This window comes from Stomatobaculum sp. (assembly GCF_057248925.1).
The window spans coordinates 1-16,454 of the sequence record NZ_DBHIHF010000019.1; the positions used below are offsets into that span (position 1 = coordinate 1).

General features: G+C 56.3%; 17 protein-coding genes. 2 read left to right on the forward strand and 15 right to left on the reverse strand.

Features of this window, described 5'->3' with window-relative positions; all coding sequences use genetic code 11:
* Positions 1-99: 99 nt before the first annotated feature.
* From ACO4XG_RS07865 to ACO4XG_RS07915, 11 genes are all read right to left on the reverse strand, one after another.
* A complete protein-coding gene (locus ACO4XG_RS07865) occupies positions 100-1,278 on the reverse strand; it encodes a hypothetical protein (protein WP_308509425.1) in 1,179 nt (392 codons plus the stop codon).
* A gap of 57 nt (positions 1,279-1,335) precedes the next feature.
* Complete coding sequence (locus tag ACO4XG_RS07870) at positions 1,336-2,337, reverse strand: TFIIB-type zinc ribbon-containing protein (RefSeq protein ID WP_308509426.1); 1,002 nt, start codon at positions 2,335-2,337, stop codon at positions 1,336-1,338.
* 88 nt (positions 2,338-2,425) lie between these two features.
* The gene (locus ACO4XG_RS07875; protein ID WP_308509427.1) at positions 2,426-2,902 is read right to left on the reverse strand and encodes a pyridoxamine 5'-phosphate oxidase family protein; all 477 of its coding nucleotides are present in this window, start codon (positions 2,900-2,902) and stop codon (positions 2,426-2,428) included.
* A 92-nt stretch (positions 2,903-2,994) separates the two neighbouring features.
* The gene (locus tag ACO4XG_RS07880; protein WP_308509428.1) at positions 2,995-4,350 is read right to left on the reverse strand and encodes a sodium-dependent transporter; all 1,356 of its coding nucleotides are present in this window, start codon (positions 4,348-4,350) and stop codon (positions 2,995-2,997) included.
* 232 nt (positions 4,351-4,582) lie between these two features.
* Complete coding sequence (locus ACO4XG_RS07885) at positions 4,583-5,053, reverse strand: hypothetical protein (RefSeq protein WP_308509429.1); 471 nt, start codon at positions 5,051-5,053, stop codon at positions 4,583-4,585.
* Between the two features lie 105 nt (positions 5,054-5,158).
* Positions 5,159-6,214: an electron transfer flavoprotein subunit alpha/FixB family protein gene (locus tag ACO4XG_RS07890; protein ID WP_308509430.1), complete on the reverse strand. Its 1,056-nt coding sequence runs from the start codon at positions 6,212-6,214 to the stop codon at positions 5,159-5,161.
* 24 nt (positions 6,215-6,238) lie between these two features.
* Positions 6,239-7,021, reverse strand: coding sequence for an electron transfer flavoprotein subunit beta/FixA family protein (locus ACO4XG_RS07895; protein ID WP_009532744.1), 783 nt, complete (start codon positions 7,019-7,021; stop codon positions 6,239-6,241).
* Between the two features lie 19 nt (positions 7,022-7,040).
* Positions 7,041-8,192: an acyl-CoA dehydrogenase gene (locus tag ACO4XG_RS07900; RefSeq protein ID WP_308509431.1), complete on the reverse strand. Its 1,152-nt coding sequence runs from the start codon at positions 8,190-8,192 to the stop codon at positions 7,041-7,043.
* Positions 8,193-8,294: 102 nt separating this feature from the next.
* A complete protein-coding gene (locus tag ACO4XG_RS07905) occupies positions 8,295-9,134 on the reverse strand; it encodes a 3-hydroxyacyl-CoA dehydrogenase NAD-binding domain-containing protein (RefSeq protein WP_308509432.1) in 840 nt (279 codons plus the stop codon).
* A 133-nt stretch (positions 9,135-9,267) separates the two neighbouring features.
* A complete protein-coding gene (locus tag ACO4XG_RS07910) occupies positions 9,268-10,044 on the reverse strand; it encodes an enoyl-CoA hydratase-related protein (RefSeq protein ID WP_308509433.1) in 777 nt (258 codons plus the stop codon).
* Positions 10,045-10,109: 65 nt separating this feature from the next.
* Complete coding sequence (locus ACO4XG_RS07915) at positions 10,110-11,294, reverse strand: acetyl-CoA C-acetyltransferase (protein ID WP_308509434.1); 1,185 nt, start codon at positions 11,292-11,294, stop codon at positions 10,110-10,112.
* A 366-nt stretch (positions 11,295-11,660) separates the two neighbouring features.
* Between ACO4XG_RS07915 and ACO4XG_RS07920 the strand changes: the two genes are divergently transcribed.
* Positions 11,661-13,007 carry a butyryl-CoA:acetate CoA-transferase gene (locus ACO4XG_RS07920; protein ID WP_308509435.1) on the forward strand — a complete coding sequence of 449 codons (1,347 nt, stop codon included), beginning with the start codon at positions 11,661-11,663 and terminating at the stop codon, positions 13,005-13,007.
* Between the two features lie 71 nt (positions 13,008-13,078).
* Positions 13,079-13,303 carry a hypothetical protein gene (locus tag ACO4XG_RS07925; protein ID WP_308509436.1) on the forward strand — a complete coding sequence of 75 codons (225 nt, stop codon included), beginning with the start codon at positions 13,079-13,081 and terminating at the stop codon, positions 13,301-13,303.
* 90 nt (positions 13,304-13,393) lie between these two features.
* On the opposite strand, the gene ACO4XG_RS07930 is transcribed toward ACO4XG_RS07925, so the two are convergent.
* Genes ACO4XG_RS07930 through ACO4XG_RS07945 form a run of 4 tightly spaced genes read right to left on the reverse strand, consistent with a single transcriptional unit; the run spans position 13,394 to position 16,451 of the window.
* Positions 13,394-13,624: a hypothetical protein gene (locus ACO4XG_RS07930; protein ID WP_009532751.1), complete on the reverse strand. Its 231-nt coding sequence runs from the start codon at positions 13,622-13,624 to the stop codon at positions 13,394-13,396.
* Complete coding sequence (gene sufU, locus ACO4XG_RS07935; RefSeq protein WP_308509437.1) at positions 13,625-14,077, reverse strand: Fe-S cluster assembly sulfur transfer protein SufU; 453 nt, start codon at positions 14,075-14,077, stop codon at positions 13,625-13,627.
* Between the two features lie 2 nt (positions 14,078-14,079).
* On the reverse strand, positions 14,080-15,321 hold the full coding sequence (locus ACO4XG_RS07940; protein ID WP_308509438.1) for an aminotransferase class V-fold PLP-dependent enzyme: 1,242 nt from the start codon (positions 15,319-15,321) through the stop codon (positions 14,080-14,082).
* The gene (locus ACO4XG_RS07945; RefSeq protein WP_308509439.1) at positions 15,318-16,451 is read right to left on the reverse strand and encodes a SufB/SufD family protein; all 1,134 of its coding nucleotides are present in this window, start codon (positions 16,449-16,451) and stop codon (positions 15,318-15,320) included. The genes ACO4XG_RS07940 and ACO4XG_RS07945 overlap by 4 nt, the downstream gene beginning before the upstream one ends.
* Between the last annotated feature and the right edge of the window lie 3 nt (positions 16,452-16,454).

Sequence of the window (16,454 nt, forward strand, 5' to 3'; positions counted from 1 at the left end):
TCCAGAAGAAAACAAACTGGATGCCTCCTGTACAATACAGGATAGCATCCAGTTGCGGTGCCTAACGATAGTCAATGTGTCCAGAATTCTGGGTACATATCAAATGGCATGCATTTGCTGCGCGGGAAGTGCGAAACGCGGAAGCACATCCATCAATAATTTTTGTTCCGCATCGTCACGCAATTGGAACTCTCTGCGCAGTCTTTTCAATTCATCTGCTGGGAATACATGTTCGAAAACCTCATCCCGTTTTCCCATCAAAAGCTCGCAGACCTGATTGCGAAAACGTTTCATTTCAACTTCATCTCCGAGCCTCAAATAATCAGCCTCGATTCCGCCGAGTTCCAGATTTTCCAGAACAGACGCAAACCCGGGATAGGGGCCGCGTGCGGTCCATAGTTCATTTAAGATGTTGCCCAGCCATTTTCTGCGCACACTCCAATTTTCCGTATCGTCACCCAGTGCAATCAGTACATCCACCGCACTCAATAATTGATTCACAATCTCGATGGCATCGTCATTCTCTATCTCACGAGAGACAAATTGAAACGGTGCTTTATGCTGCGGTTGAATGACCAATTGATTCAGGACTTCTTCTCGATCCATGTACTCCCAAAACGGAATACAAAAGCCCTCCTCCGGATAATTGGATGTAATCGGTTTTTGCCATATCATTCCACCGGCGTATTTCTCCGATATTGCTTTCGACACCTTCGGATAGTATTGAAAATCTCCAATCTCTTTGAGACGAGAAACCCCCACCACGACATAATTGTTTTCTTCATTCTCAGAAAAAGGATTGCTAAATCCCGCGTAGTAAAAAACAAGAGACTTTCCCGCCTCAAACTGCGAAAAATATGCCTTAGCCTTCTCCGCGCGCTCGTTGTTATCATATTTGTAAGAGGCACTCGTCTTGTTCAATACCGCATCGCTGTACATAGCTTCATAGCACCAAGTACATGCTGTAGCCGGTGGCAAGGTAATGCAGGCAGAACCTGCATCTTCCTCTTTCCACCACTTCGGCGGTTCAATTTGAATCTGAATCGGGTCCTTTCCGAATGCATTGACACTGCAACCACAACTTGCTTTACACGGATGGAGCGAAAACGACTCCCCGGCATGTTCTGTCTCAAAATCCAAGTCTCGGTTCTCGGCAATATTAGTTCCCGGATACGAATACTGCCCCACACAATAAGTATTCTCGCACGGACTGTCGCAAATATGTCCGTTCCAGCCTTTACTATGCCACGCAAGGCGCAAGCTCATATGAATTGCCATTTCACCCTCCTCCGTGCAAGCAGACAAAGTCTCTGCTCTCTGCGCAAAAAATCTTGTTTATTCATCCCGCTCCGTAACGGTCATATCGCTCTCGGAGGTCTTTCTGGAATCCGCCACTGCCTCTTCGAGCGTGTCGTAGCCGCTCGCCGTGTCGTCGTTCGTGGTGCTGCCGAGGTATACGGAGTGCCCCGTCGCCATATAGGTGCTGTAGTCAAAGCTTGTGTTATTGCCGCTCCGGAACAGCACATTCCGGTAGCGCGTGCACTGGTACACGGTCTTCTCCTTGCCGTCAGGACCGCGGTAAGTCATTTCAAAGATGTCGCTCAGCACATTCTTATTTCCCTTTGAGAGCAACACCAGTTTCACCGGCTTCGCCGAGAGTTCCTCGCTCCGCTTGATGCCCGAGATGCTGTTCGGAAAATAGGTCTTTCGAATGGCTGCAAGGCTCGTGCTGTGCAGCATCTCGAGTTTTGTGCTGTCCAGCGTATTGAGGTCGCTTAAATAACTATCCAGCCCCGTGACAGTGTACTTTTCCACGCTCTTTGTGAGCCGGTAACGATCGCTCGTTGCCTGCACGGTCACCGTATCGCCGTTTGAAAGGCGTTCTCTCGGCTCTACCTGATAGCCGAGATAATATTCGTTCACGGAAGCCGGGTAGTTGCCGCGCTTTAATTCCGCCTTACCCTCGCCGCTCACACCGGAAAATTCGACCGTGACATAGGGGAAGGGATCCACGCGCTGCTTCTTGGCTTCGCCGTACAGACCGGCCCCCAGAACCAAGCCGACAAATATACTGATTCCGATCAGACGATGCTTCCACTTCCGGAAGCTCTTCCGTCTCTCCTCGGCCGCCTCGGCCTCTGCTTCGGCGCGAAGTTTTCCTCTGGTCTCGCCGTAGGAGCGCTCCTCGGCTTCCTTTGCGGTCAGCTTGCCGTTTTCCATTGCAAAATAGAGTTTCTTCCGGCAATAGGGACAAACCGCCATCTTCTGGTCTTCGGAAATCTGCATCTCTGCGCCGCAACTCGGGCAAGTCAAATCGATCTTCCGGACTTCTGCCATTTTGTTCTTTCTCCTCCCGCTGTCGCGCTGTATAACACAGTCTTCTTGTGTATTGCTGGCTCGCTGCCTGCAGCTGTCCTGACTGTCTTTACTTCTTCTTTCTCTCCTTGACGCTGTAGCTCTCTGCGTCAAAGCGGAACACTGTGACGCCCGCCGCCTGTTGCGCTGTGATTTCGAAGTCTCTGCCGGTCTGCGCCCGCATGAGGAGCTTTAGACCCGCAATCTTCTCTTCGGGATCCTCGACCACCGTGACCTCGCCGCGCGCCATGAGGCTCGCATAATTTGCGCCGTAGACACAGGCGACATCGCCCTCCCCCGTCGTCTCGACCTCGCAGTCGAGCTCGACAAACGCGTGGGGATTTGCCACCGCGAGCGCGAGCTTTTTCCCTTCCTTTGCGCCGTGCATGTAGAAGCGGAGCACATCGCCCGCGTAAACATAGCCGTAGTGCAGGGGAACGATGTAGGGATAGTCCCCGTCCGTAAGCCCGAGGCGCAGCACCTTCGCGACCTCCAGAATACGCTGAATCTCTGCCCTGTCCCGTACCTCTCTGTCGTTTCGCCGCATATCTTCCTCCTCGCCGTTTTGTCCAGTATAACATAAAAAAGACCACAGCCTCCTGAAAAGCTGCGGTCTTTACCGGTTTATTTCGCTTTTGTTTAGGTAAAAAGTCCCTGGAACAGAATGATCAGCACTAGGATCGGCAGTCCGAACCGGAAATAATATTTCAACGCGCGCGGTAGTTTGATGCCCTTGCCATCATTTGCCTCCGCGAGGTAGTGATCAAAGCCCCAGCCCCACTTGGTCGTGCAGAACAGAAGAAAAATCAGGGAGCCGAGCGGCAGCAGCAGATTCGAGACAATAAAGTCCTCGCTGTCCAGCACATCTTTGCCGCCGATCAGATGCACATGGCTCCAGACATTGTAGCCGAGCACGCAGGGAACGCTCGCAATCAGAATGAAGCTGCAGCAGACCAGCGCTGCCTTTTTCCGGCTCCAGTGAAGCGAGTCCATCAGATTCGCCATCAGGTTTTCAAACACCGCGATGACCGTCGAGAAACTCGCAAAGGTCATGAAGAGGAAAAAGAGTGCGCCCCAGAGCCGTCCCAGACTCATGTGCAAAAAGACGCGCGGCAGGGTGATGAAAATGAGCGACGGCCCCGCATCCGGCTGCACACCGTAGCTGAAGCAGGCCGGGAAGATGATGAGGCCGCTTAAGAGCGCCACAAAGGTGTCGAGCACACAAATCCAGGCTGCCTCGCCGGCAAGTGTTTTCTCCCGGTCCATGTAGGAGCCGAAAATCTCCATGGCGCCGACGCCGAGGCTCAGCGTAAAGAAGGACTGGTTCATGGCCGCCGTGATGACCTTGCCGAAGCCCTGCGCCTTGGCTCTGCCGAGATCCGGTAGCAGGTAGAATCTGACGCCCTCCATCGCACCCGGGAGCACCAGACTGTGCACGCCGAGCAGGAGGATGAGCCCAAGGAGCCCCGCCATCATGACCTTCGTGATGCGCTCCAAGCCCTTCTGCAGGCCGAACGAACAAATCAGGAAGCCGAGCACCACGGTGAGCACCATGTAAAAGCCCATCTCACCCGGATTTCCGAGCATATTTGTGAAGACCTGATCCACCGCCTCGCCGCTCACCTTCGCAAAGTCGCCGCGGAGGAACTTCACAAAATACGAGACCATCCAGCCGGAGACGGTCGTGTAGTACATCATGAGAAGCGCACAGCCGATTAAGCAGACCCAGCCGTGCAGGTGCCAAAAACTCCCCTTCGGCTCCAGTGCCTTATAGGCGCCGACCGCGCTCTTCCTGCCCGCGCGCCCCACCGAAAATTCCATGGTGAGCACCGGGATTCCCATAATGACCAGAAAGAGCAGATAAAAGAGCACAAAGAGGCCGCCCCCGTTTGCCCCTGTCACATAGGGAAACTTCCAGACGTTTCCGATTCCGATCGCGCAGCCCGCGCTCACCAGAATAAATCCCAATCGGGACCCAAAACTTTCTCGCTTCATGAATCCAACTCCCCCGTCTAACAAGCAATATCAGAAAAACGGGTTATAGTTTAACACATAGAAGCGATAAAGTCACCCTGTCCCCGCTTCGTCGGTTCTTCTCCCTGTAATTCCGCGCACAAGGCGCATACAGTCGCCGCGCTTTCTCCGGATGCAGGCTGTGGCGAGGGGCGCCGGGCAGCGTTCAAACGGATTCTTTCCCTTGGCATACTGCCCGGACGCGCGCTTACGGTCAGTGCTTCCCGCCCTTGCGTTGCTGATTCTCCTCGATATAATTCCCGAGCACCCAGCGCATATAATCGCCGCGTTTTCTCTGGATGCAGGCTGTGGCCAGGGTCACCGGGCAGATGTAATACGGTCCCGTTCTCGTGTCATAGATCAGGGACGGGAGCTTATAGTAAACGTTTTTCGGCTGATCCAGTATCATGTACCAGGTCCCGCCGAGTTGCCGCCGGTACACCTCTCCCACATAAATGCCGCAGAGATCCGCCAGGCGGTAATCGTGCCCATAGGGCTCCTTGTCCTCGACCAGATCCATGCTCTTTTCATACTTGCCGAGCAGCCAGTGTTCGAGCGCATCCAGACTTTCCGGAGAGTAGTCGAGCGCAAGTCCCTGTTCCCTTGCAAACTCGCCGGTAAAGTAATCCATTTTATCTGAAAGAAAGAAAATCCAGTCATCAAAATTGTCTTTTGTGTACGGCATCCGCCATCCTCCCGCTCTCTTTGCAAAGACAGCGATACAACAAAGAGACCCCCGGCAAGCGCCGGAAGTCTCTTCTTCGTCAGGTCACAGTGTTTTTAGCAGCACTTACTGCTTCTTCGTCGCCAGATAGTTGGCAATCTGCTTCGTGAGCGCCGGGACAATCTGGTTCAGATCGCCGACAATGCCGATGTCCGCGACATCGAAAATCGGCGCATCCTCATCCTTGTTGATGGCGATGATGAGGTCGGAGTCCTCCATACCGGCAAGGTGCTGGATTGCACCGGAAATGCCGATTGCGAAGTAGAGCTGCGGGCGAACTGTCTTACCGGTCTGACCGACCTGGAGCGCCTGCGGCTTCCAGCCTGCGTCAACCACCGCACGGGAGCAGGAAACCTCTCCGCCGAGAACCTCTGCGAGCTCATCGAGAATCTTGAAGTTCTCTGCGCTGCCGACACCGCGGCCGCCGGAGACCAGAATCTTCGCGTTCATGATGTCGACCGTATCGCTGATCTTCTTCACGACCTCGAGAATCTCGACATAACGCTTGTTCGGCGTAAAGCCCGGGTTGAACTCCACGAGCTCAAACTTTCTGCCGTCTTCCTTGGCTCTCTTCTGCATGACACCCGGGCGAACCGTTGCCATCTGCGGGCGGTTGTTCGGGCAGGCAATCGTCGCAATCGTGTTGCCGCCGAATGCCGGACGCGTCATGAGCAGCTGGTTGTGCTTCTGGGTATCTTCCTTCCCGGCCGGAACAGTCAGCGGGAAGTCGCCAATCTCGAGCTTCGTGCAGTCTGCCGTGAGGCCGGTTGCAACGCGCGCCGAGGTGCTCGGGCCGAGATCGCGACCGATCGGGGTTGCGCCGATCAGGACAATCTCCGGCTTGTATTTGTTGATGACTTCCGCGAGCGCGTGCGTGTACGGCTCGGTTCTGTACTCCTTGAGCTCCGGATCATCGACCAGAATCACACGGTCCGCGCCGTAAGCGCCGAGCTTCTCGGCCTCGCCCTTCACGCCGGAACCGATCAGCACTGCCGTGACATCGGTCTTCAGTGCCTCTGCGAGGTTCTTTGCCTCACCGATCAACTCGTATGCAATGTTGCTGACTTTGCCGTCTACCTGCTCGGCAAAGATATATACGCCCTTGTACTCTTCTAAGTTCATTGCCTTCACCTCTCTCCCGCTCTATTAGATGACGTGTCTCTCGACCAGCTGATCCATCAGGTACTTCACGGACTCCTGTGCGTCCAGATTCACCTTGACGCCCTTGCCCTTCTTGACCTTATCGGAAGCTCTCGCAATCTTGGTCGGGGAGCCCGCAAGACCCATGTCCTTGTCCTCCAGGGTCGGCAGATCCTTTCTGCCCCAAGTCGTCACGTCCTGATCGAACGCGTCAAAGAGACGACCGACCGTCATGTAGCGCGGCGGATTCAGCTCTGCGAGTGCCGTGCACAGGCAGGGAAGCTTCACCTTCAGCACATGGTATCTGTCTTCAAACTGACGCTGCACAATCGCATAGTCGCCGTCAATCTTCAGGTCCTGCGTATAGGAGACAACCGGGAGACCCAGGTGCTCCGCAATCTGCGGGCCGACCTGTGCGGTATCGCCGTCGATTGCCTGGCGGCCGGTGATGATGAGATCATACTCAAGGTTTCTGAGCGCTGCGGCAATCGTGCTCGAGGTAGCCCAGGTATCTGCGCCGCCGAGCACGCGGTCGGTGACCAGAATCATCTTGTCCGCGCCCATCGCATATGCCTCGCGCAGCATATCGGTCGCCTTCGGAAGTCCCATCGTGAGCACAGTGACCTCTGCGCCGAGCTCATCCTTTAAGCGGAGAGCCGCCTCAAGTCCTGCCTTGTCATCCGGGTTCATGATAGCGAGCATGGCAGCTCTGTTCAGCGTTCCGTCCGGGTTGAATGCAACGCCGCCCTTGGTGTCCGGAACCTGCTTAATGCAAACGATAATTTTCACGATCTGTCCCTCCTCTTGATTACTTCAGTAAGCTTGCAGAGATTACCATGCGCTGCACTTCGGACGTGCCCTCGTAAATCTCCGTGATCTTCGCGTCGCGCATCATGCGCTCCACATCGTACTCTCTGATATAGCCGTAACCGCCGTGCAGCTGCACGCACTTGGTGGTGACAGACATTGCCGTGTTTGCCGCGAAGAGCTTTGCCTTTGCAGCCTCGACGCCGTAAGTGGTCTGGGTCTGCTTTGCGACCGCCGCCTTGTAGACAAGGAGCTGCGCCGCCTCGCAATCCGTCGCCATGTCAGCGAGCTGGAACTGCGTGTTCTGGAAGGCCGCAATGGCTCTGCCGAACTGCTTTCTCTCCTTCACGTAAGCGATCGTTCTCTCGAGAGCGCCCTCTGCGAGGCCCAGTGCCTGGGAAGCAATACCGATACGGCCGCCGTCCAGCGTGTGCATTGCGACGTGGAAGCCCTTGCCCTTCTGGCCGAGCATCGCGTCCTTCGGAATGCGGCAATCCTGGAAGATGAGCTCGTAGGTCGCGGAAGCGCGGATACCCATCTTCTTCTCCTTCACGCCGAAGGTGAAGCCCGGGGTGCCCTTCTCGACGATGAACGCCGAAATCTCCTTCATGCTTCTGCCGTGCTTCTCAACCGTGCCGGTCACTGCGATAATCACATAGACATCGGCATACTTGCCGTTCGTGATGAAGCACTTGGAGCCGTTCAGAACCCACTCGTCGCCGTCCAGCACAGCCTTGGTCTGCTGACCCTGCGCATCGGTACCCGCGCCCGGCTCTGTGAGGCCGAAAGCGCCGAGCTTCTTGCCGCTCGCGAGATCCGGCAGATACTTCTGCTTCTGCTCCTCGGTGCCGTAGGTCAGAATCGGGTCCATGCAGAGCGAGGTGTGCGCGGAGACGATAACGCCGGTCGTGCCGCAGACCTTCGAGAGCTCCTCGACACACATTGCGTAAGTCAGAACATCACATCCCTGGCCGCCGTACTCCTTCGGAATCGGAATACCGAGGAAACCGTAACGCGCCATCTTCTCAACGGTCTCAACGGGGAAGCGCTCCTCCTCGTCAATCTCCTGCGCCAGCGGCTTTACTTCGTTTTCCGCGAAGTCTCTGAAGAGCGAGCGCGCCATCTCATGTTTCTTGTCCAGTGCGAAATCCATTGATCCTTCCTCCATGTTAAATAATTAACGCACTGGAGCAAATCCAAACGGGAAGGGAAACCCTTACCCGTCGGACTGCTCCGGTGTAATTACCAGAATCGCTTACTTCGTATAGTCGTAGAAACCTCTGCCGGTCTTTCTGCCGAGTCTGCCGCCGCGAACCATCTTGCGAAGTTCCGGATGCGGTCTGTACTTCGTGTCGCCGGTCTCGCTCTGCAGCACTTCCATGATTGCGAGCACGACATCGAGGCCAATGAGGTCGCCGAGCGCCAGCGGTCCCATCGGGTGGTTCGCGCCGAGCTTCATTGCCTCATCAATCTTCTCTGCCGGGACATTGTTATCCGCATAGACGCCGATTGCCTCGTTGATCATCGGGATCAGGATGCGGTTCACGACAAAGCCCGCAAACTCCTGCATCGGGACAACCGTCTTGCCGATGTCCTCCGCAATCTTCGTGATACGATCCAGATCCTCCTGCGGGGTATCCAGGCCGGAAATCACCTCAACCAGCTTCATGACCGGAGCCGGGTTGAAGAAGTGCATGCCGGTCACCGGGCGATCCAGGCCCGCACCGATCTCGGTAATCGAGAGCGAGGAGGTGTTGGTCGCGAACAGGCAGTCCTTCTTGCAGATCTCGGAGAGCTCCTTGAAGGTCTGCTTCTTAATCTGCATGTTCTCGATGGCTGCCTCAATGACCAGATCGCAGTCCTTGCAGATGTCCTTGGTGCCGGTGTGGATGCAGTTAAGAATCTTGTCCATCTCTTCCTGCGAAAGCTTGCCCTTTGCGACACGTCCCGCGAGACCCTTCTCGATTCTCTTCTTTCCGCCCTCTGCGAATGCATCTGTCAGATCGCAGAGATAAACTTCATAACCGTCTACCTGCGCAAACGCCTGCGCAATGCCGCCACCCATGGTGCCGGCGCCGATGACGCCTACCTTCATGCTGTTCCCTCCTCTGTGCGTTTTGCCGATTCCGGCACAATCTCTCACCATACTACTATAATGTATGCACTTTTTCCAGATGAACTTGAAATTTTATTATGTGATTTTCGGATAACCGTTTTTCACAAGTTACTCAACGGTTTTGGAAGCTCACGCCCTTCTTCTTCTCGAGGAAGGCCTGCATCCCCGTCTTCTGATCCTCGGTCGCAAAGCAACTGCCGAAGAGTTTTTCCTCGGTCACAATGGCTTCTTCCATGGGCTGCTCGAGCCCCTCGTTGATTGCCTTCTTGCAGGCGCGGACCGCAACCGGCGCATTGGCCGCAATCTGTCCCGCGAGTTTCTCGGCCGCCGCCATGAGTTCCTCCGCCGGATACACCGCATTCACGAGGCCGATGCGAAATGCCTCCGCCGCCTTGATGTTCTTTGCCGTGTAAATGAGCTGCTTCGCCATGCCCGGTCCCACGAGGCGCGCAAGACGCTGGGTACCGCCGAAGCCCGGGGTAATACCGAGGCCCACTTCCGGCTGGCCGAAGATTGCCTGCTCCGCGCAAATCCGGAAGTCACAGCTCATCGCGAGCTCACAGCCGCCGCCGAGCGCAAAGCCGTTGACTGCCGCAATGACCGGCAGCGGGAAGGTCTCGATCATGCGGAAGATGTCGTTGCCCTTCTTGCCGAAAGCCTCGCCACCCTGTGCGTCCATGCCGGACATCGCCGCGATATCCGCGCCCGCGACAAAGGACTTTTCTCCGGCACCCGTCACGATCACGCAGCGCACGGTCTCCGTGTCAATCCCCTCAAAGGTTGCCTTTAAGTCATCCAGCACCTCCGCATTCAGCGCATTCAGCGCCTTCTCGCGGTCAATGGTCACAACGGCGACAGCGCCCTTGGTCTCATACTTTACATATCCCATTTGTCTCGCCTCCTCGGAAAAATCAACCGAGGGTCTCCGCGCATGCGAAGACCCTCCGATCACTCTTAGTTGTACTGCTCAACAATCGTTGCGCAGCCCTGTCCGCCGCCGATGCAGAGCGTAGCAAGACCTCTCTTGGCATTCTTATGCTTCATCGCATAGAGCAACGTCACGAGAATGCGGCAACCGGAAGCGCCGATCGGGTGGCCGAGTGCAATCGCACCGCCGTTTACATTGACCTTGGACATGTCGAACTTCAGATCGCCCGCGACCGCAACCGACTGCGCCGCAAATGCCTCGTTCGACTCGATCAGGTCAAGATCCTGCACGCCGAGGCCGGTCTTCTTGAAGAGTCTCGTGGAAGCCTCCACCGGGCCGACACCCATGATAGCCGGATCCACACCGCCGAGTGCGCCGCCGATCCAGACTGCCATCGGCTTCACACCGAGTTCCTTCGCCTTCTCCTCGCTCATCACGACCACCGCCGCAGCGCCGTCGTTGATACCGGAGGAGTTACCTGCGGTCACAATGCCGTCCTTCTTGAATGCCGGCTTCAGCTTGGAAAGGGACTCTGCCGTGGTTCCCTCTCTCGGGCCCTCATCCTTGTTGAAGACAACCGTGCCCTTCTTGGACTTCACCTCAACCGGGACAATCTCCTCGTCGAATGCGCCGCTCGCCTGTGCCGCGACAGCCTTCTGCTGACTATTTGCCGCAAACTCATCGAGCTGCTCTCTCGTGATGCCGTACTTCTCGGCAACATTCTCCGCCGTAATACCCATGTGATAGTCGTTGAACGCATCCCAGAGGCCGTCGTTGACCATCGTGTCAATCATGGTCGCATTGTTCATGCGATAGCCGAAACGCGCCTTGGTCAGCGCATACGGTGCCATTGACATATTCTCCATACCGCCTGCGACGACGATGTCCGCATCGCCCGCCTCAATCATCTGCGCCGCCATGTTGACGCAGTTCAGACCGGAACCGCAGACAATGTTCACCGTGACTGCCGTGGACGTGTAGGGAAGACCTGCCTTCAGTGCTGCCTGACGCGCCGGGTTCTGACCCAGAGCCGCCTGCAGTACGTTACCCATGTAGACATGATCCACCTGCTCCGGCTTCACGCCTGCTCTCTGCAGAGCCTCCTTGATGACCAGTGCGCCGAGCTCCACTGCCGGCGTGGTGCTGAGGCCGCCGCCCATCTTACCGATTGCGGTGCGGCATGCGCCTGCAAGAACAATTTTCTTCGACATATCCTGTTCCTCCTTCGCTGTGCGATATATGCTATCGAACTTGTCTCAACTGTGAGAATGCATACTCTCACTCACTAAGACCTATGGCAATAATAGCGCAAAAAGAAGCTTTTTGTCAAATCGGACTGTACTTTTTCACGGAGTTTCTCCGCGCCCCGCGCGGCGTTTTCCGGCTATTCTTGCGCTTTTTCTCGCGCTTCTTGCGGCCTTCGTCTGCTTCATCTTGCGCACTTTATGGCTTTTTTTGCGTTTCTTCGCCCGGACTGCTTCTGCGTTGAAAAGGCGGCGGCGGAATGTTACACTAGGACTTAGAATTTATTCATACTGCTGAAACTGCGCGGAATAAAAGCGCAACGGGAGGTCAAAATGAACATGCACGAAGAATACAAACAAAAACTGGTGAGCGCCGAACAGGCTGCCGCCCTCGTTCGGTCCGGTGACTGGATTGACTACGGCTGGTGTGTCGGCACGCCGGTCGCCATTGACAAGGCGCTCGCACGCCGCATGCCGGAACTCTGCGATGTCAAGATTCGCGGCGGCGTCCTGGTACGGAAGCCCGCGATCTTTGAGATTGAGAATCCGGCCGAGCACTTCTGCTGGAACTCCTGGCACCTCGGCGGCTGGGAGAGAAAAGCGGTCTCGGAGGGCTTCGGCTTCTTTAACCCGATGCGCTATGCGGAACTCCCGCGCTTCTACCGCGAGGACAACATCGAGAAGCCTGCGGTCGCCTTTTTGCAGGTCGCCCCGATGGACGAGCATGGCTACTTTAACTTCGGCCCGCAGGCTTCCCACCTCGCGGCAATGTGCGCTTCCGCAGGTAAAGTCGTGGTCGAGGTCAACAAAAACCAGCCGGTGTGTCTCGGCGGCTACCAGAACGCGATTCATATCTCTGATGTCGACTATATTGTAGAGGGCGAGAACGACCCCATGCAGGAACTCGGCGCGGGAGCGCCGCCGACCGAGGTGGACCGCGAAGTCGCGCGCCTCATTGTGGAGCAGATTCCAAACGGCGCCTGCCTCCAGCTCGGCATCGGCGGCATGCCGAACACCGTGGGCAGCATGATTGCGGCCTCCGACTTAAAGGATCTCGGCGTGCACACCGAGATGTATGTCGACGCCTTTGTGGATCTCTATGACGCCGGCAAGATTACAAACCTGAAAAAGCCCTTCGACAAGGGGCGCGAAGTCTATGCCTTCGCGGCGGGCACGAAAAAGCTCTACGACCACCTCAACAATAACCCCGGTTGCATGAGCGTACCGGTCGACTATACGAACGATCCCTATGTGATCGGTCAGATCGACAACTTTATCTCGATCAACAACGCCGTGGATATGGACCTCTTCGGTCAGGTCAACGCGGAGTCCGCAGGGCCGAAGCAGATTTCCGGCACCGGCGGCCAGCTCGACTTTGTGCTCGGCGCCTACCTCTCGAAGGGCGGCAAGAGCTTTATCTGCATGAGCTCCTCCTTTGAGACCAAGACCGGCGAGAGAAAGTCCCGCATCCGCGCAACCCTGACTCCGGGCTCCACGGTCTCCGATCCGAGAAGCGCGATTCACTATCTCGTGACCGAGTACGGTATGGTCAACTTAAAGGGCGTGAGCAACTGGCAGCGCGCGGAGCGCATCATCTCAATCGCGCATCCGGACTTCCGCGACGAGCTGATTCAGGAAGCGGAGAAGATGCACATCTGGAGAAAGAGCAACAAGCGCTGAGTTAGCGCTGTGGAAGCACTTGGGATGAAAGCTGTCTTCTTTTAACGGTCTCTAAGAGAGGAGGATATATCATGTCGCAGAAACAATTTCGTTTATTCATTGCCACCCTGCTACTCTGCACAGCAGCGCTGGTCTTTGCAATTCTCTTTCTCGCATCTTATGTCCACTGGGCTGCCACCGTCCAAACCGGGCAGTGGCTGAATGCTCCTGCTATATTCCCAAGTTTTGTCTTTGTAATCCCGGGCACGCTCTTACTGTTTGCCTTTATCAACTTTTACATGACAACAAAGCCTTGAGTTTTTCACTGTTTCCTGTGTGCGTCATGTGTGTATAACAAAAAGAAGCTACCGCAAGTTATTTGCGGTAGCTTCTTTTAGATAGCTGACTTATTTCATCTTCTTCAATTCTTCGAGCAACTCCAAGTCTTCTTTCCGGATCCGCATATTGGTGCTCACGGTCTCCTCGCCCGGCTTGGTGACGCTGAGTTCCAGTATCGTGTCCTCGGTCAGACCGCCCGCAAACTGTGTGCGAAAAAAGGCGCTGACTTTCGGGTGGTTCTTTTGGAATTTCTGGTTCATGCCGAAAAGCTTCATGAGCTGCAGGGGATTCAGTCCCATTTACTTGTCCTCGGTTGTGACCGGCTCTGCATTGCCGTTCAGCATCTCTTCCATGGTGTGCCAGCCGAGCACCGCGCACTTGACGCGCGCCGGCATGTGCGCAATGTCCTTCAGGATGCCTGCCTCTTCAAGTTCTTCGCGCTCTTCCTCGGTGATATTGCCCTTGATCATGCGGAAAAAAATGTCGGCGAGGCGCTTTGCCTCCGCCTCAGTCTTGCCGATCACAAGGTCCAGCATCATATCCGCCGAAGCCTGGGAGACCGCGCAGCCGTCACCGGTGAAACCGCCGTCCCGAATCACGCCGTCAACGACCTTGAGCTTTAAGATGATGTCGTCGCCGCAGCTCGGGTTCACTCCCTCGAGGACCAGGTTCGCATCCGGGATGTCATGCTTATTGCCCGGATGGAGATTATGGTCGGTCAGAATTTCATTGTAAAAAGTCTTTTCGTTCATGGTCACTCCTGATAGCCCATCTCGCGGCGCACCTTGCGGAGACTCTCTGCCAGACGGTCCAATTCCTCCTCGGTGTTATAGAAAGCAAAACTTGCGCGCGTCGTGGACGGTGTCTTCATAAACTGCATGAGCGGCTGTGCGCAGTGATGTCCCGCGCGGATATTCACCTTGTCGGCGTCGAGAATTGCCGCAATGTCGTGCGGGTGTACACCCTCAATCGTAAAGGTGAAAATGCCGTGGTGTTCCTCGCCGCCCTTCGGTCCGAGCACTCTGAGGTGCGGAATCGCGGAGAGTTTCTCCATCGCGAGACAGCTGAGGTGCGCTTCGCGCTCCAGAATCGTGTCCCAGCCAAGCTGCTTGTAGTAGTCGATTGCCGCACGGAGACCGACCGCACCGCCCACATTGACGGTGCCCGCCTCAAATTTGTGCGGGAGCTCCGCCCAGGTCGCCTTCTCGCGGCTCACATATTCGATCATCTCGCCGCCGAACAGGAAGGGCGGCATGGCGAGCAGAAGATCCCGCTTGCCGTAGAGAACGCCGATGCCCATGGGGGCGAGCATCTTGTGGCCGGAAAACGCGAGAAAATCCACATCGAGGTCGACCACATCGACCGGAATGTGCGGCACGGACTGTGCGCCGTCCAGAACGAACAGGCTGCCGTTCTCGTGCGCAAGGCGCGCAAAGGTCTTCACATCGTTTTTGACGCCGAGCACATTCGAGATGTGCGTCATCGAGACGAGTTTCGTCTTCGGACTCAGCATACGGCGGAACTGCTCTTCGGAAATATAACCCTCTTCGTCCGGCTCGAGGAACTTTAAAACCGCGCCCTTACGCGCCGCCGCCTGCTGCCAGGGAATCAGGTTCGAGTGATGCTCCATCACGGTGATCAGGATCTCATCGCCCTCGCCGAGAAAGGCCTCCGTCGCAGCGTAGGCGAGCAGGTTCAGACTCTCGGTCGCATTCCGCGTGAAGATGATCTCCTCATGGCTCGCCGCATGAATAAATTCACGGACCGCCTCCCGCGCATCCTCATAGGCCTCGGTCGCCTTGACCGAGAGCTCGTAGAGGCCGCGCAGCGGATTCGCATTTTCCTCAAGGTAATAGTGCTGCATCGCGCGGAGCACGCTCTCCGGCTTCTGCGTCGTCGCAGAGTTGTCGAGGTAGGCAATCTCCGGATGTGCATGAATCAGCGGAAAATCCTTGCGGATTTTCGCGTCTATCGCTCTTCTCTCTTCACTCGTCATCGCTCTTCCCGCTCCTCTTCCTCATCGAGCTCCAGCAAGTCATGGCGCGTCTTTGCGTCCGGAATTTTCCGCACAATCGCGTCGATTCTCGCCTTCGCCATCATCTCGTAAACATCATCCTTCTGCATACCGCGGGACTCCATGTAAAAGAGCAGGTCCTCGTCAAGACGGCCTATCGTCGCGCCGTGGTTGCCGACCACATCGTCCTCGCTGCAGAGAATAATCGGCAGCGAGCGGTTCTCGACGGTCTCGTCCATGAGGAGCACGTCCTCGGTCTCGTTGCCCTCGCTGCCGGAGCAGCCCTTCCGGAGGTCAATGCTGTCGCGGAACACTTTTTTCGCGTGACCGCGCAGGATGCCCTTACCGTGAATCTCCGCACCGGTCTTTTTGCCGGTGTGAATGCTCTCATAATTCAGGTCGTAACGCGCGCGGTCCTCCCCGACATAGCCGACATCCACCGCGAGTTGCGAACGGTCACCGTCCATTGCGGCGCTGAAGCCCTGGTACACATGCTTGCCAGAGAGCACCAGGTGAATCACACGGAGCTCGGCATCCTTCGCGCAGACCGCGCCGACATCGTTCAAAAAGGTGTAGCCGCTGCCCGGGCGCACAATCTGCACCAGTGTGAGCTTTGCGCCCTCGCCGAGCGTAATTCTGGTCTGAACGCCCGCAAGACCCTTTGCGTCTTCTTCCGAGCGATAGTCCATGACGGCCGTGAGGGAGCTGCTTGCCTCGAGATTCAACTCGACCTCGGCAAACTTGCCCGCCTGCGCCGGTGCGTTATTGGTCTTTGCGCTCTTCAGGGCGATGCGTCCCTTCGGGTCGTACTCTTCGCCCTCATCCGGCAGTTTGAACGAGAGGCGGAGTGCATCCCGCTCCGCAATCCGCTGTCCCGCCGGAACCGTGCAGATTAACACCGGGAGCTTTGCGGCCGCGAGGGCCTTTCCGAATTCTTCGCCGCCGCCCGTCCGCATCTCACGCACCCCGACGCCGTTTAACTTCTCCACGCGCACCCCCTCCGGCAACTCAATCGCCGGGGAGAGGCGCTCCATCGCGGGGAGGTCTAACAGTTCCCCGCCGTTCATCTTGAGCCAACCGAAAGTCGGGCTCGCCAACGTATTAAATTTCATCTC